21 protein-coding genes are annotated in these 22,590 nt (G+C 69.4%); 4 read left to right on the plus strand and 17 right to left on the minus strand.

The window, feature by feature from the left end; all coding sequences use genetic code 11:
* Positions 1 to 21 precede the first annotated feature (21 nt).
* The 6 genes from M2351_RS23415 to M2351_RS23440 form a co-directional block, all read right to left on the minus strand.
* On the minus strand, positions 22 to 783 hold the full coding sequence (locus tag M2351_RS23415) for an ABC transporter ATP-binding protein (RefSeq protein WP_264658461.1): 762 nt from the start codon (positions 781 to 783) through the stop codon (positions 22 to 24).
* Positions 780 to 1,568, minus strand: a complete 789-nt coding sequence (locus M2351_RS23420; protein ID WP_264658462.1) for an ABC transporter ATP-binding protein — start codon at positions 1,566 to 1,568, stop codon at positions 780 to 782. Before M2351_RS23420 ends, M2351_RS23415 begins: the two co-directional genes overlap by 4 nt.
* Positions 1,565 to 2,524, minus strand: a complete 960-nt coding sequence (locus tag M2351_RS23425) for a branched-chain amino acid ABC transporter permease (protein WP_264658463.1) — start codon at positions 2,522 to 2,524, stop codon at positions 1,565 to 1,567. The genes M2351_RS23420 and M2351_RS23425 overlap by 4 nt, the downstream gene beginning before the upstream one ends.
* Position 2,525: 1 nt before the next feature.
* A complete protein-coding gene (locus tag M2351_RS23430; RefSeq protein WP_264658464.1) occupies positions 2,526 to 3,404 on the minus strand; it encodes a branched-chain amino acid ABC transporter permease in 879 nt (292 codons plus the stop codon).
* Between the two features lie 80 nt (positions 3,405 to 3,484).
* A complete protein-coding gene (locus tag M2351_RS23435; RefSeq protein ID WP_264658465.1) occupies positions 3,485 to 4,621 on the minus strand; it encodes an ABC transporter substrate-binding protein in 1,137 nt (378 codons plus the stop codon).
* 369 nt (positions 4,622 to 4,990) lie between these two features.
* Positions 4,991 to 6,397 carry an amidase gene (locus M2351_RS23440; RefSeq protein WP_264658466.1) on the minus strand — a complete coding sequence of 469 codons (1,407 nt, stop codon included), beginning with the start codon at positions 6,395 to 6,397 and terminating at the stop codon, positions 4,991 to 4,993.
* Positions 6,398 to 6,464: 67 nt separating this feature from the next.
* Here M2351_RS23440 and M2351_RS23445 point away from each other — a divergent pair, with 67 nt between their 5' ends.
* Positions 6,465 to 6,821, plus strand: coding sequence for a hydroxyisourate hydrolase (locus tag M2351_RS23445; RefSeq protein WP_264658467.1), 357 nt, complete (start codon positions 6,465 to 6,467; stop codon positions 6,819 to 6,821).
* A 3-nt stretch (positions 6,822 to 6,824) separates the two neighbouring features.
* Here M2351_RS23445 and M2351_RS23450 read toward each other — a convergent pair whose 3' ends face one another.
* The 4 genes from M2351_RS23450 to M2351_RS23465 form a co-directional block, all read right to left on the minus strand.
* Positions 6,825 to 7,640 (minus strand): ABC transporter permease, encoded by an 816-nt coding sequence (locus M2351_RS23450; protein ID WP_264658468.1) that lies wholly within the window; start codon positions 7,638 to 7,640, stop codon positions 6,825 to 6,827.
* Positions 7,633 to 8,523 carry an ABC transporter permease gene (locus M2351_RS23455; protein WP_264658469.1) on the minus strand — a complete coding sequence of 297 codons (891 nt, stop codon included), beginning with the start codon at positions 8,521 to 8,523 and terminating at the stop codon, positions 7,633 to 7,635. Before M2351_RS23455 ends, M2351_RS23450 begins: the two co-directional genes overlap by 8 nt.
* A gap of 182 nt (positions 8,524 to 8,705) precedes the next feature.
* A complete protein-coding gene (locus M2351_RS23460; protein ID WP_264658470.1) occupies positions 8,706 to 9,752 on the minus strand; it encodes an ABC transporter substrate-binding protein in 1,047 nt (348 codons plus the stop codon).
* A 35-nt stretch (positions 9,753 to 9,787) separates the two neighbouring features.
* The gene (locus tag M2351_RS23465; RefSeq protein WP_264658471.1) at positions 9,788 to 10,945 is read right to left on the minus strand and encodes an ABC transporter ATP-binding protein; all 1,158 of its coding nucleotides are present in this window, start codon (positions 10,943 to 10,945) and stop codon (positions 9,788 to 9,790) included.
* 330 nt (positions 10,946 to 11,275) lie between these two features.
* Between M2351_RS23465 and M2351_RS23470 the strand changes: the two genes are divergently transcribed.
* Positions 11,276 to 12,697, plus strand: coding sequence for an amidase (locus M2351_RS23470; protein ID WP_264658472.1), 1,422 nt, complete (start codon positions 11,276 to 11,278; stop codon positions 12,695 to 12,697).
* 7 nt (positions 12,698 to 12,704) lie between these two features.
* Here the strand turns inward: M2351_RS23470 and hydA are convergent, their stop codons facing one another.
* From hydA to M2351_RS23500, 6 genes are all read right to left on the minus strand, one after another.
* Positions 12,705 to 14,141 carry a dihydropyrimidinase gene (hydA, locus tag M2351_RS23475; protein ID WP_264658473.1) on the minus strand — a complete coding sequence of 479 codons (1,437 nt, stop codon included), beginning with the start codon at positions 14,139 to 14,141 and terminating at the stop codon, positions 12,705 to 12,707.
* A gap of 103 nt (positions 14,142 to 14,244) precedes the next feature.
* Positions 14,245 to 14,976, minus strand: coding sequence for a maleate cis-trans isomerase family protein (locus M2351_RS23480; protein WP_264658474.1), 732 nt, complete (start codon positions 14,974 to 14,976; stop codon positions 14,245 to 14,247).
* A 23-nt stretch (positions 14,977 to 14,999) separates the two neighbouring features.
* Positions 15,000 to 16,334 (minus strand): amidohydrolase family protein, encoded by a 1,335-nt coding sequence (locus tag M2351_RS23485; protein WP_264658475.1) that lies wholly within the window; start codon positions 16,332 to 16,334, stop codon positions 15,000 to 15,002.
* The gene (locus M2351_RS23490; RefSeq protein ID WP_264658476.1) at positions 16,331 to 17,113 is read right to left on the minus strand and encodes an ABC transporter ATP-binding protein; all 783 of its coding nucleotides are present in this window, start codon (positions 17,111 to 17,113) and stop codon (positions 16,331 to 16,333) included. The genes M2351_RS23485 and M2351_RS23490 overlap by 4 nt, the downstream gene beginning before the upstream one ends.
* A 4-nt stretch (positions 17,114 to 17,117) precedes the next feature.
* Positions 17,118 to 17,924 (minus strand): ABC transporter permease, encoded by an 807-nt coding sequence (locus M2351_RS23495; RefSeq protein WP_264658477.1) that lies wholly within the window; start codon positions 17,922 to 17,924, stop codon positions 17,118 to 17,120.
* 26 nt (positions 17,925 to 17,950) lie between these two features.
* Complete coding sequence (locus tag M2351_RS23500; protein ID WP_264658478.1) at positions 17,951 to 18,958, minus strand: ABC transporter substrate-binding protein; 1,008 nt, start codon at positions 18,956 to 18,958, stop codon at positions 17,951 to 17,953.
* A gap of 226 nt (positions 18,959 to 19,184) precedes the next feature.
* Between M2351_RS23500 and M2351_RS23505 the strand changes: the two genes are divergently transcribed.
* Entirely contained in the window at positions 19,185 to 19,877 is a 693-nt protein-coding gene (locus M2351_RS23505; RefSeq protein WP_264658479.1) for a GntR family transcriptional regulator, read from the plus strand.
* On the opposite strand, the gene M2351_RS23510 is transcribed toward M2351_RS23505, so the two are convergent.
* Complete coding sequence (locus M2351_RS23510) at positions 19,843 to 20,661, minus strand: response regulator (RefSeq protein WP_264658480.1); 819 nt, start codon at positions 20,659 to 20,661, stop codon at positions 19,843 to 19,845. The two genes, M2351_RS23505 and M2351_RS23510, sit on opposite strands and share 35 nt — an antisense overlap.
* Positions 20,662 to 20,815: 154 nt before the next feature.
* On the opposite strand from M2351_RS23510, the gene M2351_RS23515 reads away from it, so the two are divergent.
* The gene (locus tag M2351_RS23515; protein WP_264658481.1) at positions 20,816 to 22,567 is read left to right on the plus strand and encodes a cytochrome c biogenesis protein DipZ; all 1,752 of its coding nucleotides are present in this window, start codon (positions 20,816 to 20,818) and stop codon (positions 22,565 to 22,567) included.
* Positions 22,568 to 22,590: the final 23 nt, after the last annotated feature.

Consider the following 22,590-nt stretch of genomic DNA (forward strand, 5'->3'; position numbering starts at 1 on the left):
AGGGGTGGGGCCGATGCCGGCTCAGCCGCCCAGATAGGCCCGCAGCAAGTCGGGGTCGTTGCGCAGCTCCGCCGCCGGGCGGCTGGCCGCGATGCGGCCGGTCTTCACCACATAGGCGCGGCTGGCCACGCTCAGCGCGTTGTGGATGTTCTGCTCGACCAGCAGCACGGTGACGCCGTGGGCGTTGATGCTGCGGACCACGTCGAACACCTCGTCGGCCATCTTCGGGCTGAGGCCGAGGCTCGGCTCGTCCAGCATCAGCAGCCGCGGCTCCGACATCAGCGCGCGGGCGATGGCGAGCATCTGCTGCTCCCCGCCGCTCAGCGTGCCGGCCAGCTGCTTCGCGCGCTCCCGCAGGCGGGGAAAGCGGTGGAAGGCCATGCCGGCGCGGCGCTGCACCTCGCCGCGGGAGCGGCAGAGGTAGGCGCCCAGCATGATGTTCTCTTCGACCGTCATGTGCGGCCAAACGTGCCGCTCCTCCGGGCAATGCGCGATGCCGGCGGCGACGATGCGGTCCGGGGCCAAGTTCGCGATCGGCTTGCCGTCCCAGGTGATGCTGCCGGACCGCGCCTTCAGGATGCCGGATATGGCGCGCAGCGTGGTGCTCTTGCCCGCACCGTTGGCGCCGATCAGGGCGACCGTCTCGCCGGCCCGGACGTCGAGCGACACGCCGTGCAGCGCCGCCGTGCTTCCGTAGGAGACGTGCAGGCCGTCCACCGTCAGCACGGTGCGGGCCTCCGTCGCATCCGCCGTGGCGGCGGGGGATTCGGACAGGAGCGTCATGCTGCCGCCTTTCCAAGATAGGCTTCCGCCACCTCCCGGTTCTCCAGGATCTCGCCGGGCTTGCCCTCGGCCAGCTTGCGGCCGAAGTTCAGGACGACGATGCGGTCGGACACGGACATGACCAGTTCCATGTTGTGCTCCACGATCAGCAGCGCGTCGATGCTGCGGCCGACCAGCGTCTTCAAAACCGCGCCGAAGGTCGTCGCCTCGTGGCTGTTCAGGCCGGCGGCCGGCTCGTCCAGCATCAGCAGGCTCGGCTTGGCGGCCAGCGCCACGGCGACCTCCAGCAGGCGCAGCTCGCCGCAGGACAGCAGGTTGGCCGGGGCGTTCATGCGGTGGGACAGGCCCATCGTCTCGACGATCTCCGCCGCACTCTCCCGCGCCTCCCGCTCCGCGCGGCGGACCTTTTCGCCGGGGAAGAAGGTGGCCAGGAGCGACTGGCGGCCGGCCATGTAGTGGCCGGTCAGCACGTTCTCGAAGACCGTCAGCCGCTTCATGACGTTGGTCTTCTGAAAGCTGCGCACGAGGCCGAGCCGCGCGATGGCGTGCGGCTTGCGGTTGGTGATGTCCTGGCCCTTGAACAGGACGCGCCCGTTGCTGGGGGAATAGAAGCCCGTCAGCATGTTGAAGCAGGTGGTCTTGCCGGCGCCGTTGGGGCCGATCAGGCCGACCGTCTCCCCGGCGTCGATGTGGAAGCTGAAGTCCTTCACCGCCATGATGCCGCCGAAGTTCATGCAGAGCGTGTCGGCGCGCAGCAGCGGGGAGGTTCCGGTGGGGGCGCTCATACGGTCCTCTCCTTCGTGGCGGCGCGGGGGGCGGGCTTGGTGCCCTGCTGTTCGCGGCGTTGCGCGATGAAGCCCATCAGGCCGTTGGGCAGGAACAGGACGACCGCCATGACGATCAGCCCGAACAGGGTGAGGCGGAGTTCCTGCATCTCGCGCAGGTATTCCTCCAGCAGGGTCACGATGACGGCGCCGGCGATGGGGCCGAGCAGCGTGCCCTTGCCGCCCAGCAGCACCATGATGATCATCGTCACCATGAAGGGGAACCGGAACACCTCCGGCCCGACGAAGGAGATGTAGTGGGCGTAGAAGCCGCCGGCCAAGCCGGCCAGGAAGGCACCCAGCACGAAGGCCTGCATGGCGGTGCCGAAGGGATCGACCCCGATGGACTGCGCCACGTAGCGGTTCTCCCGCACCGCGACCGCCGCCCGGCCCGCGTTGGAATGGACGAAGCGGAAGGCGAGGTAGAGCGCCACTGCCGTCAGGCCCAGCACGATGTAGAAGAAGGTGCCCTTGTTGGTGATGCCGAACTGGTCGATGCCCGCCAAACCCATGGGGCCGTTGGTGACGGCGATCCAGTTGTTGGCAACGATGCGCAGCACCTCCGCAAAGGACAGCGTGACGATCACGAAGTAGGGGCCTTGGAGGCGCAGCGTGATCGCGCCGATGCCGAAGCCGAAGACCGCTGAGATCAGGCCGGCCAGCGGGATCGTCGCCCACATCGGCAGGCCAAGATGCGTGGACAGCAGCGCCGCCGTGTAGGCGCCGGCGCCCAGGAAAGCGGTGTGGCCCAGCGAGAACTCGCCGACATAGCCGACCACCAGGTTCAGGCTGGTCGCCAGGATGGCGTAGAACAGCGCCACCACGCCGAGATGCAGGAGGTACTGGTCCGTCACCAGCGCCGGCAGCAGGGCCGCCGCGGCCAGGAAGGCCAGAAGGACGTTGCGTTCCAGGGTCATGTCACGCCCTCTCCGCGCGGATCGAGAAGAGGCCCTGCGGCCGGAACAGAAGGATCAGGATGACCAGGACGAAGCCGACGACGTCCACCATGCCCGTGGCGACATAGCCGCCCCAGAAGGCCTCCGCCACGCCCAGCAGCAGGCCGCCCGCGATGGCGCCGGCGAAGCTGCCCATGCCGCCGAGGATCACCACGACGAAGCTCTTCAGGCTGATCAGCCCGCCGACCGACGCCTGGGCGGAGTAGATGGAGCCCAGCAGCATGCCGGACAGCGCGGCCAGCGTGCAGCCGAGCGCGAAGGTCGCGGCGTAGACGTTGCCCGTGCGGATGCCGGCAAGGCTGGCCGCCATCGGGTCCTGGAAGGTGGCGCGCATGGCCGCCCCCAGCCGCGTCCTGCGGATGATCAGGTGGGCGCCGGCGATCAGCGCGATGCCCACACCCACGGCGACCAGCCGCAGCTTGGTGACGGCGATCGGGCCGAAGAACAGCGGCCCTTCGGAGACGGCGCCGGCCACCTTCATGGGGGCGGGGCCGACCACCAGCAGGGTGGCGTTGACCAGGAAGATCGACAGCCCGATGGTCAGCAGGATGCCCGGCTCCTCGCCCTGGCCGCGCACGCGTTCGATCAGGAAGCGGTCCACGAGCCAGCCGAACGCCGCCATCGCCACCGCGACCAGCGCGAGGCCGGAGAAGAAATCAAGCCCGAGGTAGGAGGTGACGAACCAGCCCGTCACCCCGCCCAGCATGTAGAACTCGCCATGGGCGAAGTTGACCACGCGCATCAGGCCGAAGATCAGCGTCAGACCCAGGGCGGACAGGGCGTAGAACACGCCCATGACCACTCCGTTGGTCAGAAACTGCAGAAAGAGATCCAGATCCATGGCGGTCTCGCGAATGCTTGGCGTGGATCGTCAGGTGTGCGGGTGGGGGAGGCTCCGCTGCGGAGACCTCCCGCGGCCGGTCAGTGCGGCGCGTCCACGGGGGTGGAGGCGATGACCTTCGGTTGCCCGCCTTCGATCCGCACCAGCACCGCGTCGAAGCCGTAGGCCTGGCCCTTCTCGGTGAAGCGGTAGACGCCGTTCGGCGCCTCGTACTGCGTCTTGGCGAGGGCGGCGCGGATGGCCTCCGCGTCGGTGTTGCCGGCCCGTGCGATGGCCTGGGCGGTGATGTTCAGGGCGTTGTAGCCGGCGGCCCCGTACTTGCCCGGCTTCACGCGGTACTTCGCCTCGTAGCTCTTCACGAAGGTCTGGTTGCGCGGCGCGTCCATGCTGGAGGCGTAGGGCACCGCGGCGTGGATGCCCTCCGCGGCGGAGCCGGTCAGGTTGATGAAGTCGGCCGTCGCCCAGGAGCCGACGCCGAACACCTTGGCGTCCAGGCCCATTTCGCGGATCTGCTTGACCAGGATGGAGCCGTCCTGCGTTTCCGCGGCGACGAAGACGCCGTCCGGCTTGGCGGCGCGCAGCTTGGTCAGCAGCGTGAAGAAGTCGGTGGTGCCGTGGTCGAAATACTCGGTCAGGACGCTCTTCGCGCCCAGCGCCGACAGGTCGCGGGAGAACTCCTCCACGCCGCCGCGGCCCCAGTCGTCGTTGACGCCGATGTAGGCGACCTTGGTCAGCTTAAGGTCGTTCGCCAGGATCTTGGCGAAGGCCTTGGCCATCAGCGCGTCGGTCTCCGCGGCGCGGAAGAAGTAGGGGTTGCCCTGCTCCGTCAGGCTGGCCTGCGAGGACACGCCGGTGACCAGCGGAATCTTGTACTTCTGCGCCACCGGCATGATCGCCGCGGTGGCGGAGCTGCAAAAGGCGCCGACCAGCGCCGCGACCTTGTCCTTCTGCACCAGCTTCTCGACGGCGTTCACCGAGTTGGCCGGCGTGCACTGGCCGTCTTCGATGACCAGCTCGATCTTCTTGCCGAGAATGCCGCCGGCGGCGTTCATTTCCTCGACCGCGAGCTTGGCGCCTTCCACGACGGACTTGCCGTTGTAGGCGACCGAGCCGGTCAGCGGCTCGACCATGCCGATCTTGATCGTGTCCTGCGCCTGCGCCGAAAGGGGCGCGGCGGCGCCCGCCAACAGCAGGCTGCCCAATACGAGTCTCTTCATCTCTCCCTCCGCTTCGACGGTGGTTTTTCAACGGTTGCCATCGACGACTCCCCGTCCGATCCACGCCATCCGTGTGGCCGCGATTGCGGCTCGGGAGGGGGGATCGGTGTCGTCCGCAGGTTCTGCGGTTGCCGTGTTTTATTATACGGTCAATTAATTATGGGGCGATGCTAACGGTGGCCTCGCGGCGCTGTCAATCGAATTTCCGACAGGGATTGTTGGGCATTCGCCCCGGGAGTATCGCGTTGTTGCACTGCAAGGTATGGGCCATGTCCGGGTCGGGCGCTGGGGTAAGCGTTCGGGCGACATTCCTGTGCGCACCCAAGATCGCAAGATGCCGCCCCCGTAAGCAGCGTGAACGATTTCTCGTCAACCCACACGCATTGGCGGCTGCGCGCTCCAACCGATCATCGTTTCCATCGCGGCGGCCAGGGTCAGCACGCGGGCGTCGGACAGGCGGGGGCCGGCGATTTGCAGGCCGACCGGCAGCCCGCGGTTGTCCAGCCCGCAGGGGATGGAGCAGGCTGGCGCGTAGCAGTGGTTGAGCAGCGGCGTGAACACCGCGTGGCCGCGCGGGCTGGCCGGGCGCCCCTCTATGGTCGTCGGGCCGAGCTGGTCGAGCGGCCAGGCGGTGACCGGCGTGGTCGGCGTGATCAGCAGGTCGAAGCGGGTGAAGAAGGCGCCGAGCGCGCGGTAAGCTTCCTCCCGCAGGTGCAGGGCGCGGGCGACCTCCGCGCCGGTGGTGCGGAGGCCCGCCTCGATCTGGACGGCGATGTCCGGGTCGAACAGGCCCGGCTCCGAGCGGAAGCGGTCACCATAGAGTGACGCCAGACCGGCGAATTGCAAGGCCATCAGTCCGGATTCGCCAGCCCCCTCCGGCCAGACGGGATCGGCCTCCTCCACAGGAACGCCGGCCCACTCCAGGCGGCGCACCGCGTATTCCACGCAGCGGGCGACGTCCGGCTCCACCGCGAAGCCGAGGCCGAGGCGTGGGCTGTAGGCGACGCGCAGGCCGGTGGGATCGGGGGCGGTGATCGCGTCGAGGAAGCGTCCGGGCACCGCCACCGACTGCGGATCGCGCGGGTCGGGTCCGGCCAGAACGTCCAGCATCAACGCCACGTCGCCGACCGAGCGGGCCATCTGCCCGACCACCGAGTTGCCGAACACCGGCTCCGCGAAGCCGATGGGGTGCGGGACGATGCCGGCCGAGGGCTTCATCCCCACCACCCCGACATGCGCCGCCGGCCGGCGCGTGGAGCCGCCCCCGTCGGTGGTCAGCGCCAGCGGCGACAGGCCGGCGGCGACCGCGCTGGCTGCCCCGCCCGACGACCCGCCAGGGGTCAGTTCCAGGTTCCAGGGGTTGCGCGTGGCGCCGTGCAAGGGGTTGGTGGTGACGCCCTTGCAGGCGAACTCCGAGCAGTTGGTGATGCCGGCGAAGACGGCGCCCGCGGCGCGCAGCCGGGCCACCGCCACGGCGTCCTGCGGCGCTTTGAAGCCCGCGAACAGGCGGGAGCCCTGGGTGGTCGGACAACCGCCGACCCAGATGTTGTCTTTCACCGTGAAGGGGACACCGAGCAGGGGCAGAGCCTCACCCCGCGCGGCGCGGGCGTCGGCCGCCGCCGCCTCGGCGCGTCCGGCTTCCGGGTTCCAGTGGACGAAGGCATTGAGTCGCGGATTCTCCGTGGCGATGCGCTCCATCAGCGCGTCGAACAGGGTGACGGCGCTCAATTCGCCGGCGGCGACGTGTTCGGCGATCCGGCGTGCGCTCAACTGCATGGTGTGTCCTTGACCTGGTCTCGAAGCCGGGTGTTCATGAAGGCACTCGGCAACAGGGGATGATGCAATGGCCGGCGGTGTTTCGGTGCATGCGGTGGACGTGGCGCGCGGCGTGCCGGCGCAGGGGATGCGGGTGGAACTGTTCGCGCTTCGTGACGGCGGGCGGGTGCTGCTGGCCGAGGGCGTGCTGGGGGCCAACGGCGCGCTCGACCATCCGGTGACGGCGGGGCAGGGCGTGACCGCCGGCGTCTACGAGGCGGTGTTCCACATCGGTGCCTTCCAGCGTGCGGCCGGTGTCGCCGTCGGGTCGCCGGCCTTCCTGGAGGAGGTGCCCTTCCGCTTCACGGTCACCGACGTCGACCAGCATTTCCACCTGCCGCTGAAGTTCACCCCCTGGGGCTTCTCGCTGTTCCGCGGGGCGTGACGCTCAACGGAGCTGGCGCGACAGGCCGGCGACCCGCTCCATCACCACCATGGCGAGAACCGTGACGACGATCAGCACGCCCGACACCGCGGCGGCGCGGACGTCCAGGCTGTTCTCCAGGATCTGCCACATGCGGATGGGCAGCACCTCGTTGCGGGCGTCGGCCATGAACAGCGACACGGGGATGTTGTCGAAGCTGGACATGAAGGCGATGAAGGCGCCCGCCCCGATGCCGTTGCGGATGGTCGGAAGCGTCACCCGGCGGAAGGTGTAGAGCCGCCCGGCCCCCAGGCTTTCGGAGCTTTCCAGCAGCGCCGGGTCGAGCTGCGCGAGGCTTGCCAGCGTGGTGCGCAGCACGTAGGGCACGCTGACCACGATGTGCCCGACCGCCAGCGTCAGGAAGGACAGCTCGATCCCCGCCGTGCTGAAGAACATCAGCGACGCCAGCCCGAAGGCCAGCGCCGGCAGCACCAGCGGCGACATGAACAGCCCGTCCAGCCCGCGCGCCCAAGCCTTGCGGCTGCGCCCGATGGCCAGCGCCGCGGCGGTCCCCAGCACCACCGACACCCCGGTCACCACGACGCCAAGCTGGAGGCTGGTCAGCGCCGCGTCCTGAAGCTGCCACGCGTCGAGCAGCGACACGTACCAGCGCAGGCTGTAGGAGGGCGGCGGGAACTTCAGCGAATAGCCGTCGGTGAAGGAGGTCAGCAGCACGACCAGCGTCGGCGCCGCCAGCAGCAGCAGCGCCGCGGTGGACAGCGAGCCCATGACGAGCCCGAAGGAGAAGCTGCCCCAGGTCGGGCGGCGCGGATCAGGCATGGATGTACCCCTTGCTGGCGCGGCCGAGCAGGTTCAGCAGCATCACCACCCCCAGCACCGACACCATGAAGACCATGGAGATCGCCGCGGCGAAGGGCCAATTGTGCAGCGTGATCGTCTGCTGGTAGATGTACTGCGGCATGAACAGCAGCTGGCCGCCGCCGACCAGCGACTGCGTGATGAAGGCGGTGACCGACGCTGCGTAGGTCAGCAGGCAGCCGGCAACGATGCCCGGCAGGCTGAGCGGCAGCGTCACCTTGAAGAAGGTCCGCCACGGCCCTGCCCCCAGCGCCGAGGAGGCGTCGAGCAGGTTGGGGTCGAGCCGCGTCAGCGTGGTGATCAGCGGCAGCACCATCAGCGGCATCTGCACCTGCACCAGCGCCGCGACCAGCCCGTTCTCGGTGTAGAGCAGCCGCAGCGGCGTCTCCGCAAGGCCCAGCGTCAGCAGCAGGTTGTTGACGATGCCGTCGCGCCCCAGGATGACCACCCAGGCAAAGGTGCGCACCACGACCGAGGTCAGCAGCGGCAGGATGACCACGAGGATCAGCGCCGACTGCATCCGCGGCCCGCTGCGGGTGTAGAGCCAAGCCAGCGGATAGCCGAACAGCAGCGTCAGCGCCGTGACCTTGACGCCAAGGAACAGCGTGCTGCCCAGCACCTTCCAATTGAAGGCGTCGCCGAAGAACTTGGCGTACTGGTCCAGCCCGAAGCGGGTCATCTCGCTGTCGGCGAACAGGCTGACGACGACCAGCAGCAGCAACGGCGTGACGAAGAACACCGCGAAGAAGGCGGTCAACGGCAGCGCCAGGGTCCATTCCAGCCCCGCATGGGGCTTTGGTGGGGCATGGGCCGAGGCGACTGTGTCAGCGGTGCTGGCGACCATGGGCGGGGGTCCGTGGGGGGTGTGAGGGGAGTGGTTGCGTTGGGCCCCCACCCAACCCTCCCCCACCTTCGGCGGGGGAGGGCTTTGAGGGACGCGGGGCGGAGTTCCCTCCCCCGTCGAAGATGGGGGAGGGTTAGGGTTGGGGGCCCGACGCAAGAGCTGTGGGGGCCCGGTTCGACTCCTTACACCTTGATTTCCTTGTTGAACCGCTCGATCCAGGCGGCGCGGTTCTTGTTGATGATCGACCAGTCGTGGAAGACGAAGGACGCTTTCAGATCCTCCTGGTCCTTGGCGATCATTTTGGCGATGTCACCCTCCATCTTGACCTTGCCGTTGGTCGGGATGACGAAGAAGGGCGCCTGCATCAGCTTGGTCTGCACCTCCGGCGCCATGGCGGATTCGATCAGCGCCGCCGCCAGCGGGGCGTTGGGCGTGTTCTTGGCGATATGGGCGGTCGTCAGGAAGGCGATGGTGCCGGTCTTCGGCTTGGCGAACTCCACCGGCACGCCGCGGGCGCGCAGAATCTGGATGGCGTTGAAGTTGCCGGGGGAGATGTCGATCTGCCCCTGCTGGAACAGGGTGGCGAGCGCGCCGGGGTTCGGGGCCACAGCGCCCAGGTTGGGCTGAAGCTCCTTCAGCGCGGCGAAGGCCGGGTCGATGTTGTCCTCGCCGCCGCCGCGGATCTTCGCCAGTTCCACCATGAAGGCGGTGCCGAGCGTCGAGTTCATGTTGGTGATGCCGACGCGGCCCTTGTATTCCGGCTTCCACAGGTCGTCCCAGCTGGTCGGCGGGGTCTTCACCTTTTCCGGGTTGTAGGTGATGCCGACAGCCTGGAAGAAGATGCCCGGCCCTTCCGGCAGCTGCGCCACCGGCAGCAGATCCCTGTAGTTTTTGCTGGCGTCGGTCGGGAAGGGGGCGGTCAGCCCCTGGTCGATCAGCGTCAGGCGCGGGCCCGGATCCATCAGCATGACGTCGATCGGCGGGCTGTTCTTCGCCGCGGCGACCTTGGCGATCATGTCCACCGACAGCATGGGGTCGAGCACGATGTCGGCGTTGCCGTTGGCCTTGCGGAAATGCGGGACGATCACCTCGCGGTGCGCTTCCTCCCAGCTGCCGGTGAAGGTGGCGAACACCAGCTTGCGCGCCTGCGCCCAGCTGAGGCCCGGGAACAGGTTCATGGCGCCCAGCGTGAGGCTCGCGGCCAATATGTGACGGCGGTTGAGGGTCATGGGCGAAAGACTCCGGACGGAGAGGAGGGGAGGGGTCAGGCGAGGGCGGCGAAGACGCGGCAGGCCTGGGGGGAAACGGGGTGCAGGCGCACCGGCGTGCCGGCTTCGCGCAATGGGACGCCGGCCACGCGCGGCTCGGTTACCTTGACCTGCCCGCCGTCGGCGGTGCGCACCTCGTAGACCACGACGGGGCCGAGCGGCAGGGCGAGTTCGACCGTGCCTGGGATTTGCTGCGGCGCCGGCTCCGCGGCGAGGCGCAGGTTCTCCGGCCGCACGCACAGCACGGCCGGCGCGCCCTCGGCGAGCCCACTGTCGAAGGTGCCGGCGCTCAGCACCGCGCCGGCGTCGAGCGCCACGTCGGCCGTGCCGCCCGCGTTGCGCAGGATGCGCCCCTTCAGCTGGTTGGCGCTGCCGACGAAGCTGTTGACGAACAGGCTGGCCGGGCGGTCGTAGACCTCCTCCGGCGTGCCGAACTGCTCCAGCCGGCCGCGGCTCAGCACGGCGATGCGGTCGGCCATGCTCAGCGCCTCCTCCTGGTCGTGGGTGACCATGATGGTGGTGATGCCGAAGCGGCGCTGGAGCTGCTTGATCTCGATCTGCATGTCGAGCCGCAGGTTCTTGTCGAGTGCCGCGAAGGGCTCGTCGAGCAGCAGGATGCTCGGCTGGATGGCCAGCGCGCGGGCCAGCGCCACGCGCTGCTGCTGGCCGCCCGACAGCTGCTTGGGGAAGCGGTCGCGCATGGCGCCGAGCTTCACGAGATCCAGCATCCCCTCCACCCGCGCACGCACCGCCTCGCGGGCGGTGCCGCGCGCCTCCAGCCCGTAGGCGACGTTCTGCGCCACGGTCATGTGCGGGAACAGCGCGTAGTTCTGGAACACGATCCCGACGCCGCGGCCGGCCGGGGGCAGGCTGTCCACCACCCGGTCGCCGATCACCACGCGGCCGAGCGTCTGCGACTGGAAGCCGGCGAGGATGCGCAGCAGCGTGGTCTTGCCGCAGCCGGACGGCCCCAGCAGGGCCACCATCTCGCCGGCCTTGATCTCCAGCGTGACGTCGTTGACGGCGGTGGTGGTGCCGAAGCGGTGGGTGATGCCGTCCAGCGTGACCGCCACGCCACCAGGGGTGCTGGCGGTTTCTGCGGCGGGCGGCGGAGCCTTGCGGTCCTGGGAGCGGGCGAACTGAAGTGCGGCCATGTGCCATGTCCTGGTGGGGCGCGCCGGCCGGGAACCCCCGGCGGCGCATCGCCGTTTGCGGTGCGCCGACTTTGAGGGGAGCAAGCACCATGCCAGCGCGGTGCCTTCCGGCATGGCAGGGCCGACAAAAGGCCGCCTACTCCGGTATTCCCTTGGGGTGCCCTGTTGGGCAGGGGCGCGATGCTGGGCAGACTGCCTGCGGGCCTTGCCCAAAATTTCATCGCTGCCTTGACCTTGACCAGTCCGCACGGTGGTTGGGCAGGGCGGGCGTTCGTCTGGCCCCTGGCTTGCTGTCGGTCCAGCATCGCTTTCCCGAGGATTCGTTTTTCCATGACCGACACCAACGACGCCCTGACCCGCTTGAGCGCCGCCGAGATGGCGGAGGGCGTGCGCCGACGGCGCTTCCGCGCGCGCGACCTTGTCGCGGCGAGCCTGGAGCGCATCGCGCGGCTGGACGGCACCTTGAAGACCTTCATCACACTGGCGCCGGAGGCGGCGCTGGCCGCCGCGGATGAGGCTGACCGGCGGGTGGAGGCGGGCAGACCGCTGGGCCTGCTGCACGGCGTGCCGGTGGGGGTCAAGGACCTGACGCCCACGGCGGGGCTGCGCACCACCTACGGCTCCACGCTCTACGCCGACTTCGTGCCCGACGCCGACGACCTCAGCGTCGCGCGGCTGAAGGCGGCGGGGGCGATCGTGCTGGGCAAGACCAACACGCCGGAATTCGGCTTCGGCGCCATCACCAGCAACGAACTGTGCGGGCCGACCGCCAACCCGCACAACCCCGCGATGACCAGCAGCGGGTCGAGCGGCGGCTCCGCGGCGGCGGTCGCGGCGGGGTTGGTGCCCCTGGCGCAGGGGACGGACTTCGGCGGGTCGGTGCGCACACCGGCCAGCTTTTGCGGGGTGGTGGGGCTGCGGCCGACGCCGGGGCGTATCCCCAGCCCGGGCCGGGCTCTGGCCTGGGACGGGCTGGCGACGCAGGGATTCCTGGCGCGCACGGTGGAGGACGCCGCCCTGGCGCTGGCGGTGGCGAGCGGGCCGGCGCCGCAGGACCCGACCTCCGTCCCGGTGCCGGCCTGGGCGGTGCCGGACCTCGACGCGCTGGACCCGAGGACTCTGCGGGTGGCGTGGTCGACGGACCTGGGCTCGGCGCTGGTCGACCTCGGGCTGGCGGATGTGTTCGAGGGTGTGATGCGCGGGCTGGAGGGCCGGTTCGCCTCCTTCACCAAGGCCAGCCCGGACTGCCGCGCCGCCGCCGATGCCTTCGAGACGCTGCGCGCCGCCCACATCCACCACACCTACGGCGCGACGCTGGAGCAGGACGGCGACCGGCTGAGCCCGACCGTCGCCTGGAACATCGCCCGCGGCCGCAATTTGACCGCCGCCGACTATCTGCGGGCGGAGGCGCAGCGCAGCGCGCTCTACCGGCGCTTCGCCGCCTTTTTCCAGACGCACGACATCCTGATGACGCTGAGCGCCAGCGTCTTGCCCTTTCCCAACGCGCAGGGCGACGTGACGGAGATCAACGGCTTCCGCCTGCGCACGATCATCGACTATCTGGCGATCACCTACACGGTGTCGCTGATCGGCTTCCCCTGCCTGTCGATCCCCTGCGGCTGGACGTCCGACGGCCTCCCCATCGGCCTTCAGCTGATCGCCAAGCCCTATGGGGAGGACACGCTGCTGTGCTGCGCCCGCTTCCTGGAACGGGAGCTGGGCTTCCGGCACCGCTGGCCGGCGGGGATGTGAGGGAAGGTCAGAACGGCAGCACCGGGGTCGGCTTACCCTTTGGGCGGGCGGGGGCCGGCAGGCCGCAGGGCAGGAAGGCGCCGCGGCCGGGTGCGGCCAGCAGCGCGCCGTCGCGGCACACGACCTCGCCGCGGGACAGGGTCGCCACCGGCCAGCCGGTGACCTCGATGCCCTCGTAAGGCGTGTAGTCCACGTTGTGGTGCAGGAGGTCGTTGGTGATCGTCACCGTGCGCGACGGGTCCCACAGCGCGATGTCGGCGTCGGCGCCCACAGCGATGGTGCCCTTGCGCGGGTGCAGGCCGTACATGCGCGCGGGGTTGGTGGCGGTCAGCTCCACGAACTTGGTCAGCTCCATCCGGCCCTTCATCACGCCCTCGGAAAAGAGCAGCGGCAGCCGCGTCTCCACGCCGGGGATGCCGTTGGGGACGCAACGGAAGGGCGCCGTCTCACCCGCGACCTTCTTGCCCTTCGGCCCGTCGTAGCGGAAAGGTGCGTGGTCGGAGGAGAAGACCTGGAAGGTGCCGCCGGTCAGCCCGTCCCAGATCACCCGCTGGTTCGCGGCATCGCGGGGCGGTGGGGAGCAGATGCATTTGGCGCCCTCGAACCCGTCGCCGCCCAGGTCGTCTCCGGTGAGGAACAGGTATTGCGGGCAGGTCTCCGCGTAGATGCGCAAGCCCCGGCCTTGCGCCCAGCGGATCTGCTCCACCGCGTCGGCGCCGGAGACGTGGACGATCAGGATCGGCACGTCCACCAGCTCGGCCAGCGAGATGGCGCGGTGGGTGGCCTCGCGCTCTGCCACACGGGGGCGGGAGACGCCGTGGAAGAAGGGGGCGGTCTGGCCGGCGCGCTCCAGCTTGTCGGTCAGCCAAGCGATGCAGTCGGCGTTCTCCGCGTGCATCATGACCATGGCGCCCTCTGTGCGGGCGATGTCCAGCACCTCCAGGATCTGGCGGTCGTTCAGCTTCAGCGCGTCGTAGGTCATGTAGATCTTGAAGGAGGTGTAGCCGTCGCGGATCAGCGCCGGCAGCTCCTGCCCCAGGACCTGTTTGGTCGGGTCGGTGACGATCAGGTGGAAGGCGTAGTCGATCACCGGCTTGCCTTCGGCGCGGCGGTGATAGTCCTCCACCGCGGCGCGCAGCGACTGCCCCTTGGCTTGGCAGGCGAAGGGCAGCACCGTCGTCGTCCCGCCGAAGGCCGCGGAGCGCGTGCCGCTGAGGAAATCGTCGGCCATCTCCGACTCGTCGCCGGTGGGCTGGTCGAAATGGACGTGGCCGTCCACGCCGCCGGGCAGGATGAGCAGGTTGGCCGCGTCGATCTCCTCCCGGCCGTTGGCGAGGTTCTCGCCCAACGCGGCGACCTTGCCGCCGCGCACGCCGACGTCGGCCTTGAACACGTCCGACGCGGTGGCGACCGTGCCGTTGCGGATGACCAGATCGAAGTCCATGCTTCAAGCCTTTCGTGATGCGCTTGAGTGTTCACCACAGCGACACGGAGACACAGAGGGGGTGGTTTCTCCGTGCCTCCGTGTCTCTGTGGTGATCGCTTCTTCAGCCGTGCAGTTCCTGGAACAGGCTGCCCCAGCCCGTCACGCGGCGGGTGTCGACGCCGGTCATGCGCAGCGCCTTCCACACCACGGTGGACACCGTGTCGTAGACGGGGATGCCCAGCGCTTTCTCCACCCGTTCCGCCACGGGGGCGCCGCGCATGTTGGTGCAGATGATGGCGATGGCGTCGGGCTTGGCTTCGGCGACCTCGGCGCACAGGCGCTCGATCCGCTCCTCGCTGATCTCGGAGAAGGAGAAGTTGCCGCGGTCGTTCAGGTGCCGCTCCGCCACCACCTCGAAGCCGGCGGCGTTGTAGTTGGCGACCATCTTCTCCTGGATTTCGTCCAGGTAGGGGCTGACGATGGCGAAGCGCTTGCGCTCCGTGGTCTCCAGGATCTCGTTCAGCGCGAGCATGGAGGTGCAGGCGGTGATGCCCGTCTCGGCCTCGATGGCACTGCACAGCCGGACGTCGGCGTCGAAGCCCAGCCAGCCGGCCGAGGTGCCGTTCCAGCCGATCACGTTCAGCCGAGCGTCGGCCAGCAGTCGGGCGGCGTCCAGGAAGGGCGCGTCGGTGAACTGGTCGAGCGCAGCGGCGCGCAGCGAGATCTCCTTGACGGTGAAGCGGCCGAAATGGGCGGTGACCTCGGGCAGGCCGCTCAGCATCGCGGAGGTCACCGGCTCCAGCACCGTGTTGGAGGAGGGCGTCAACATGCCCAGGAGGACGCGGTCGGTCATGGTCTTGGTCTTCTTTCTTGAAATTAGGCACGCGCCCAGAGCGCGCGGGCGGCCTGATCGGCCTCGGTGCAGATGCGGTCCAGGTCGGCGCGGACGGGGCGGCCGTCCTCCACCAGCGTTTCGCCGTCCACCAGCACCATCTCCACGTCGCGCCCCTGGCCCGTGTGGACGAGCGTGCCGAGCGGGTTGACCAGCGGACGCAGGTGCGGGCGGCGGGTGTCGAAGACGACGAGGTCGGCCTTCTTGCCCACGGCCAGCGTGCCGAGGTCGTCGGCCATCCCGACGGCCTTGGCACCGCCCAGCGTCGCCATGCGGAAGACGTCGGCCGGCTGCCAGTCGGCGGTGACTCCGCCCTGCTGGATGCGGGCGGTGGCCAGCGCCCAGCGCATTGCCTCCACCATGTCGCCGTGCTGCGTGTCGGTGCAGAGCGCGAGGTTGACCCCGGCGGCCTTCAGCGCCGGCGTCGGCGCCAGCCGGCCGGAGGCGGCGTTGCATTTCGGAACGTGGACCGCGTGGGCACCGCTGCGGGCGATCCGCGCGATGTCCGTGTCACTCACATAGAGGCAGTGGGTGGCGAGCAGCCGGTCGTTCAGGAGTCCGGTCTCCTCCAGCAACTCCGCGGGGGTCAGGCCGGTGGAGGCCTTCACGCGCTCCACCTCCACGCGGCTCTGCGCCAGATGGGTGTTGACGCGCATGTCCCGCGCGGCAGCCTCGGCGGCGATGGTGCGCAGGAAGGCGGGGGAGCAGGTGTCCGGCGCGTGGGCGGCCATCTGCACCTGGATGCGCCCGCCATTGACGCCGTGCCAGCGGTCGTGCAGGTCGAGCGTACGGCGCAGCAGGTCGTCGCCGATGCTCGCGTCGAAGGACCACTCGCCGTTCGCGACGCGGGCGAAGTTCACGTCGTGGACGCGCCAGCCCGCGTGGACGCGCAGGCCAAGCTCCGCGATGGCGTCCAGCGTCGCGTCGGCGTGGACGAAGTGATCGCACACCAGTGTGGAGCCGGCGAGCAGGGCCTCCACCGCGCCCAGCCGGGCCAGCGCACGGGCTTCCTCCGGCGTGGCGTCGGTCCCCTTGGGAATGCCGGGCGTGTAGGAGGGCGCGAAGCCCAGGTCGGCGGCGACGCCGCGCACCATGACCAGCACGGCGTGCAGGTGGGCGTTGACGAAGCCGGGCGTCACGAGGCGGCCGGGCAGGGACCGCACTACCTTGGCCGGCGGGCAGGGCTGTGAGGCCGGGGCGAGGTGGGCGATCCGGCCGTCGCGGATGCCGAGGACGGCGTCCTCGATGATGCTTCCGGCCATTTCTCCGGTCAGGACGGTGGCGCCGGTCAGCAGCAGGTCGAGCAGCCCGGCGCTCATGCGGCGACGCCCTGGCGCTGCTGCATCCCTTCCTCGCGGATCAGGTTCAGGATGTGGCGCTTGTGGTCGTTGAAGCGCGGGCTGGTGATGTCGCGCGGGCGCGGCAGGTCCAGGTCGATCAGCTCGCGGATGCGGCCCGGCCGGCTGGTCATCACCGCGACGCGGGTGCCCAGCACCAGCGCCTCGTCCACGCTGTGGGTGACGAAGACGACGGTGCAGCGCTGCTTCTGCCAGATGGCGACCAGCTCCTCCTGCATGTCCATCTTGGTCTGGGCGTCGAGTGCTGCGAAGGGCTCGTCCATCAGGATGACCTGCGGGTTCAGCAGCAGGGCGCGGGCGATGCCGACGCGCTGGCTCATGCCGCCGGACAGCTCCGCCGGGTAGTGGTTCTCGAAGCCGCGCAGGCCGACCATGTCGATGTATTCCTGCGCCGCTCTGCGCCGGTCGGCCTTGCGCCATCCCTTCAGGCGCAGGTGGAAGGCCACGTTCTCCCACACCGGCAGCCAGGGCATCAGGTTGGCCTGCTGGAAGACCATGCCGCGGTCGGCCCCCGGCCCGCCGACCGGCTTGCCGCCGACCGTGACGGTGCCGGTCGTCGGCTTCTCGAAGCCGGCGATCATGTTCAGCAGCGTGGACTTGCCGCAGCCGGACGAGCCCAGCAGGCAGAGGAACTCGTTCGGCTGGACCGACAGGCTGACGTCGTCGATGGCCAGCAGGTCGCGCTTGCGCTTGGCGTCGCGGTAGATCTTGGTGATGTTCTGAAGGTCGATGGAGGCCATGGAGTCAGCCCTCCCGGCTCTGGAGCGTGGAGCCGTGCTGCCAGTGCAGCGTGGCGGACATCAGCAGCTTGATGGCGCCGTCGGTGGCGAAGCCCAAGAGGCCGATGCTGGCCATGGCCGCGAGCACGAGGTCGTAGCGCAGGAAGTAGTAGCTGTCCCACAGCACGTACCCCAGGCCACTCTTCACCGCGACCATCTCCGCCGTCACGGTCAGCATCCAGGCGGCGCCGATGCCGATGCGCAGGCCGGCGAAGATGCTGGGCAGCGCCGCGGGAAACACGACGTGGCGCAGCAGCTGCTGCTCCGTGGCACCCATCATGGAGGCGGCGCGGATCAGGTTGCGGTCGGCCGTCTTCACCCCGTGGATGGTGTTCATCAGGATGGGAAAGAAGGCGCCCAGGAAGACCAGGAAGATGGCCGGCTTGTTGGCGATGCCGAACCAGATGATGGCGAGCGGGATCCAGGACACCGGCGGCACCGGGCGCAGCATCTGGATGGTCGGCTCCACCGTGCGCTCCACCCAGCGCCACCAGCCGATGGCGATGCCCAGCGCCACGCCGCTGACCGCCGCGATGGCGTAGCCGGCAGCCACGCGCAGGGCGCTGGACAGCGCGTCGGCCAGCCAGCGGCCGCTGTTGGCCTGCGAGGATTCGTCGAAGCCGGCGATCCAGTCGGCCCAGGTGTGCAGCACCACCGACGGGGCCGGCAGCAGCGCCTCCGGCAGGACGCCGGACCGGGAGAAGACCTCCCAGGCGGCGAGGATGAACAGGGGAACGGCCAGCCGCTCCCAGGATTTCGTCAGTGCCGTCATGGCCCGGAGTCCCTATGCTGTGCGGATCAGTAGCCGAGGTCGGTCTTCGGCTTCTTCGTGACCGCCTCCAGGAAGCGGTAGTCGAGGTTCTTCTCCGCCTCGGCCGAGACGTCGTGGGAGATGTATTTCAGGTCGCGCATCATCGCGGCGATGGCGAGCGTGCTGTCCTTGTGCATGGCGTAGTCGGGGGAGGCGTTCTTCAGCGCTTCCGCCGCCACGGCCTTGTCCATGCCGGTGTATTTGTTGATCACGTCCACCCAGGCGGCCTGGTCGGACTTCAGTTTGTCCACCATGGCGACGACGGAGCCGACGGTGGCCTCGACCGCCTGCGGGTGCTCCTTGATCACGTCGGAGCGGGTGACGATCAGGTTGGTCAGGTTGCCGGCCGCCTGGTCGTAGGGCAGGGCGAAATGCTTGCCGACGCCGGTCTGGCGGATCTGCGAGGCGAAGGGCTCCACCGTGCAGATCACGTCCACCTCGCCGCGCTGCAGAGCGGCGGCGTGGTCCGACGGATTCGGGATGTTGATGAACTGCACGTCCTTGTTGACGTTGATGCCGTGCTTCAGCAGGGCGCCGCGCATGTGGATGTCCTGGGCGTTGCCGCGCGACGCCGCGACGCGCAGCGGCTCCCCCTTCTCCTTGCGGGCGGCGATCAGCGCCTTCAGCCCGTCCCAGTCATCCGCCTTCAGGTCGATGCCCTTGGCCGTGACGATCTCCGACCCACCGTTCACTTGGCCCGACACCGCGACCACGTCGAAGCCCTTGTCGAGCGCCGTGATGTAGTGGAGATAGGTGACCTGGGCGACGTCGATGCTCTTGGACACCAGTGCGGTCAGGACGTCGTTGCCGGAGTTGAAGTTGATCGCCTCGATCTCTACCCCCTTGGCCAGCCCCGGGGTCAGCGCCATCGGCAGGCAGTGGGCGCATTTCGCGAAGCCCAGCTTGATCGTATCCGCCGCCTGAGCGGAAGCGGTGGCCGACAGGGCCAGGATGGCGGCGACAACTGTCTTCAAAACGGTGGTCCGGAACGTCATGTCCGTGGGCTCCCCATGCGGTTGCGTCCCACAGCCGGTCGCAAGCGCCGTGCCAAATTGTATACAAAATAATGATCAGCATTTTGTTGGCTGTTTTCAGCGGCTTACGGCATAATAGTGAGGAGGCGCGGTCCGACGATGGCTGTGCCCCGATTTTGGGCAAAGAGCATCCTTTTGGCGTGCATGCCCAAGCATGCGGCACTTTGGGGAAGGAACCGGGGCGAGCATGGACGCGCTGAAGACCGTGAAGACCACCGCCCGGCCGATCCGCCGCTCCACGCTGCATCATTCCGCCGTGGCGGAACTGCGCGCGATGATCCTGGACGGGGAGTTGCCGCCGGGCGTCCGCGTGCCGGAGGTGCAGCTGTGCGAGCAGCTGGGCATCTCCCGCACGCCGTTGCGCGAGGCCCTGCGCGTGCTGTCCTCGGAAGGGCTGGTGGAGTTGCGCCCGCACCGCGGCGCCATCGTGGCGCCGGTCGATCCCAACGAGATCGCGGCGATCTTCGAGGTGATGGACGCGCTGGAACGTCTGGCCGGGACCCTGGCCTGCAAGAACGGGCTGGATACCGAGTTCGCCAAGCTGGACCGCATGCACGACCAGCTCGTCGCGCAGCACGAGGCGGGGGAGCGCGCGGCCTATTTCCTGACCAACCGGCAGATCCACGCGCAGATCGTCGCCATGGCGCGCAACCCGGCGCTGGAGGCGACCTACGGCGGCTTTGCGACGAAGATCCTGCGCGCCCGCTCGCTCGCCAACTACGACGCCGGCCGCTGGCAGGAGTCGGTGGACGAGCACGAGGTCTTCATGACGGCGCTGCGCCGGCGCGACGCCGAGGAATTCGGCGCCCTGCTGGCCGACCACAGCCGCCGCACGGCCGTGGCCGTCATCCAGGCATTGCAGCCGGTGCGCGCTCCGTAACGCCCGAGAATGCCGCCGAACTCCGGGCAAACTCGGCGTGCGCCGCGACGATGTCGACCGGCATGGCGAACACGTAGCCTTCGCTGCGGACCGTCTTGATGTAGGCAGGTTCGCGCGCGTCGTCGCGCAGCCGCTGGCGGACCCGGCTGACCAGAAGGTCGATGGAGCGCTCGAACAGTTCGGCCTCCCGCCCTTGGGTCAGGTTGAGCAACTGGTCGCGGGACAGAACCCGCTGCGGATGGTCGAGGAAGACCTGCAGGAGCCGGTATTCGGCGCCGCTCAGCGCAACAACGCCGCCGCCGGGGTCGAGCAGGTGACGGGCCGTGGTGTCGAGCCGCCAGTCGCCGAACCGCAGGAGCCGGCCGGCCCCGGTCGCCTGCCCGGTCACCTGGAAATTCGGCGGCAGCATGCGCGTGCGGCGCAGGACCGCCTTGATGCGGGCCAGCAGTTCGCGCGCCGCGAAGGGTTTCGTCAGATAATCGTCGGCCCCCATTTCCAGCCCGACGATCCGGTCCGTCTCGTCGCCGCAGGCCGTCAGCATCAGGACCGGCGTCGCGCCATGGCGGCCGGCGCGCAGCTCCCGGCACAGCGCCAGCCCGTCGTCGCCCGGCATCATGAGGTCCAGGATGATCAGGTCCGCCCGGTCGCGCTCCAGGAACCTCCGCATCTGCCGCCCGTCCGCGGCCGTGGTGGTGCGCAGCCCGTTCCTCTTCAGATAGTCGGACACGAGGTCCCGGATGTCCCGGTCGTCGTCGACGATCAGGACGTGGTCGATGTGGTCCATGCCGAATGCTCCATGCCGAACGCTCAACGCCGGTTTGTCCCGGCTGACGCCGATCGGCGGCTTCATGCTGGACAAAACTTATCATCATAACTATTATTGTACAAATGAAACGGACGACCCCCATCGGCGTCCGGCGGATCCGAAAGGTTCGGCCATGACCCTTTTCCTGGTTTCCTATCTGGCGGGCGTGCTGACGATCCTCAGCCCCTGCATCCTGCCCATCGTGCCCTTCGTGTTTTCGACGGCGGGGCAGCCCGCCGGCCGCAGCGTGCTGCCGATGCTGGCCGGCATGGTGGCGAGCTTCGCGGGAGTCGCGACGCTCGCCGCCGTTGGCGGTCAGTGGGCTGTCGGTGCCAACGAGGCCGGGCGGCTCGCCGCCCTCGCCCTGATGGCCGTGTTCGGCTGGACGCTGCTGTCGCCGCGCGCCGCCGCGGTGCTGAGCCGCCCATGGCTCGCGCTGGGAAACCGGCTGTCGGGCCGGGCCGGGGGGCGGCCGGCGACCGTCGGCGGGTCACTGCTGTTGGGCGTGGCGACCGGCTTCCTGTGGACCCCCTGCGCCGGCCCCATCCTGGGGCTGGTCCTGACCGGCGCCGCGCTCCAGGGGGCCAACGCGCAGACGACCCTGTTCCTGGCGGCCTACGCGGCCGGCGCCGCGACGTCGCTTGCCCTGGCGGTGCTCGCCGGCGGCCGGATGCTGGCGGCGATGAAGCGCTCCCTGGGCGCCGGCGAGCGTGTCCGGAAGGGGCTGGGCGCCGCCGTCCTCGCCGGTGTGGCCGCCATCGCGCTGGGCGTCGACACCGGCCTGCTGGCGCGCCTGTCCTACGCCGGCACCACCGGGATCGAGCAGTCCCTTCTCGACCAGCTTCCCGCCGCAGGCTTGACGGACAGGAGCATGGCCATGGCCGCCACCGACACGAACCGCCCCTACCGCAGCAGCCTGCCGGTGGAAGGGCGGCTTCCGTCCCTCGGTGGGGCGGTCGAATGGCTGAACTCCGGGCCGCTCTCCGCGGAGCAGCTCCGCGGGAAGGTGGTCCTGGTCGATTTCTGGACCTACTCCTGCATCAACTGCATCCGGACGCTGCCCTACCTGCGGGCCTGGGCGGAGACGTATAAGGACCAGGGATTGGTCGTGATCGGCGTCCACACGCCGGAATTCGCCTTCGAGAAGAAGATCGCGAACGTCAAGGGCGCCCTCCGCGACTTCAAGATCAGCTACCCGGTCGCGGTGGACAGCGACTTCACGATCTGGCGCGCCTTCGGCAACAGCTACTGGCCGGCCCTCTACTTCGTCGACGCCGAGGGGCGCATCCGCCACCACCAGTTCGGCGAGGGCGGCTACGAGCGGTCGGAGCGGGTCATCCAGGACTTGCTGGCCGACGCGGCGGGACGGCGGAGCGCCGACGCCGGGCTCGTCAACCCGGACGCGCCGGGGGCGCAGGCCGCCGCCGACCTTGCCGACGCCCGCTCGGGCGAGACCTACATCGGCTATGAGAAGGCGGACGGTTTCGCGTCGCCCGAAGGCGTGCGCCCCGGCCGGCCGCAGGACTACACCGTCGGCACGCCGAGGCTCAACCGCTGGGGTTTGGCCGGCAACTGGACGGTCGGGGCGGAGCAGGCCCGGCTGAACCGGCCCGGCGGGGGGATCGTCCACCGCTTCAGCGCGCGGGACCTGCACCTCGTGCTCGGCCCCGGTCCGGACGGCAAGCCGGTGCGCTTCCAGGTCACGGTCGACGGCAAGGCGCCGGGAGCGGACCATGGCGCGGACATCACCGCCGACGGCACCGGCACGGTGTCGGAAACCCGGCTCTACCAGCTCGTGCGGCAGGCGGGGGACGTGCGCGAGCGGACCTTCGAGATCCGCTTCCTCGAACCCGGCGTCGACGCCTACGTCTTCACCTTTGGCTGAGGCACGGCCAGCTGAGGCTGGCC

The organism is Azospirillum canadense (genome assembly GCF_025961225.1).
Lineage (GTDB): Bacteria > Pseudomonadota > Alphaproteobacteria > Azospirillales > Azospirillaceae > Azospirillum > Azospirillum canadense.

What these genes read in the sequence shown, in the direction of transcription:
- M2351_RS23515 (WP_264658481.1), top strand. Translation starts at nt 20,816, where the DNA reads ATGACCCTTTTCCTGGTTTCCTATCTGGCGGGCGTGCTGACGATCCTC.
- M2351_RS23495 (WP_264658477.1), bottom strand. Translation starts at nt 17,924, where the DNA reads ATGACGGCACTGACGAAATCCTGGGAGCGGCTGGCCGTTCCCCTGTTC.
- M2351_RS23425 (WP_264658463.1), bottom strand. Translation starts at nt 2,524, where the DNA reads ATGACCCTGGAACGCAACGTCCTTCTGGCCTTCCTGGCCGCGGCGGCC.
- M2351_RS23420 (WP_264658462.1), bottom strand. Translation starts at nt 1,568, where the DNA reads ATGAGCGCCCCCACCGGAACCTCCCCGCTGCTGCGCGCCGACACGCTC.
- M2351_RS23465 (WP_264658471.1), bottom strand. Translation starts at nt 10,945, where the DNA reads ATGGCCGCACTTCAGTTCGCCCGCTCCCAGGACCGCAAGGCTCCGCCG.
- M2351_RS23430 (WP_264658464.1), bottom strand. Translation starts at nt 3,404, where the DNA reads ATGGATCTGGATCTCTTTCTGCAGTTTCTGACCAACGGAGTGGTCATG.
- M2351_RS23460 (WP_264658470.1), bottom strand. Translation starts at nt 9,752, where the DNA reads ATGACCCTCAACCGCCGTCACATATTGGCCGCGAGCCTCACGCTGGGC.
- M2351_RS23445 (WP_264658467.1), top strand. Translation starts at nt 6,465, where the DNA reads ATGGCCGGCGGTGTTTCGGTGCATGCGGTGGACGTGGCGCGCGGCGTG.
- M2351_RS23510 (WP_264658480.1), bottom strand. Translation starts at nt 20,661, where the DNA reads ATGGACCACATCGACCACGTCCTGATCGTCGACGACGACCGGGACATC.
- M2351_RS23415 (WP_264658461.1), bottom strand. Translation starts at nt 783, where the DNA reads ATGACGCTCCTGTCCGAATCCCCCGCCGCCACGGCGGATGCGACGGAG.
- M2351_RS23455 (WP_264658469.1), bottom strand. Translation starts at nt 8,523, where the DNA reads ATGGTCGCCAGCACCGCTGACACAGTCGCCTCGGCCCATGCCCCACCA.
- M2351_RS23440 (WP_264658466.1), bottom strand. Translation starts at nt 6,397, where the DNA reads ATGCAGTTGAGCGCACGCCGGATCGCCGAACACGTCGCCGCCGGCGAA.
- M2351_RS23480 (WP_264658474.1), bottom strand. Translation starts at nt 14,976, where the DNA reads ATGACCGACCGCGTCCTCCTGGGCATGTTGACGCCCTCCTCCAACACG.
- M2351_RS23490 (WP_264658476.1), bottom strand. Translation starts at nt 17,113, where the DNA reads ATGGCCTCCATCGACCTTCAGAACATCACCAAGATCTACCGCGACGCC.
- M2351_RS23485 (WP_264658475.1), bottom strand. Translation starts at nt 16,334, where the DNA reads ATGAGCGCCGGGCTGCTCGACCTGCTGCTGACCGGCGCCACCGTCCTG.
- M2351_RS23435 (WP_264658465.1), bottom strand. Translation starts at nt 4,621, where the DNA reads ATGAAGAGACTCGTATTGGGCAGCCTGCTGTTGGCGGGCGCCGCCGCG.
- hydA (WP_264658473.1), bottom strand. Translation starts at nt 14,141, where the DNA reads ATGGACTTCGATCTGGTCATCCGCAACGGCACGGTCGCCACCGCGTCG.
- M2351_RS23500 (WP_264658478.1), bottom strand. Translation starts at nt 18,958, where the DNA reads ATGACGTTCCGGACCACCGTTTTGAAGACAGTTGTCGCCGCCATCCTG.
- M2351_RS23450 (WP_264658468.1), bottom strand. Translation starts at nt 7,640, where the DNA reads ATGCCTGATCCGCGCCGCCCGACCTGGGGCAGCTTCTCCTTCGGGCTC.
- M2351_RS23505 (WP_264658479.1), top strand. Translation starts at nt 19,185, where the DNA reads ATGGACGCGCTGAAGACCGTGAAGACCACCGCCCGGCCGATCCGCCGC.
- M2351_RS23470 (WP_264658472.1), top strand. Translation starts at nt 11,276, where the DNA reads ATGACCGACACCAACGACGCCCTGACCCGCTTGAGCGCCGCCGAGATG.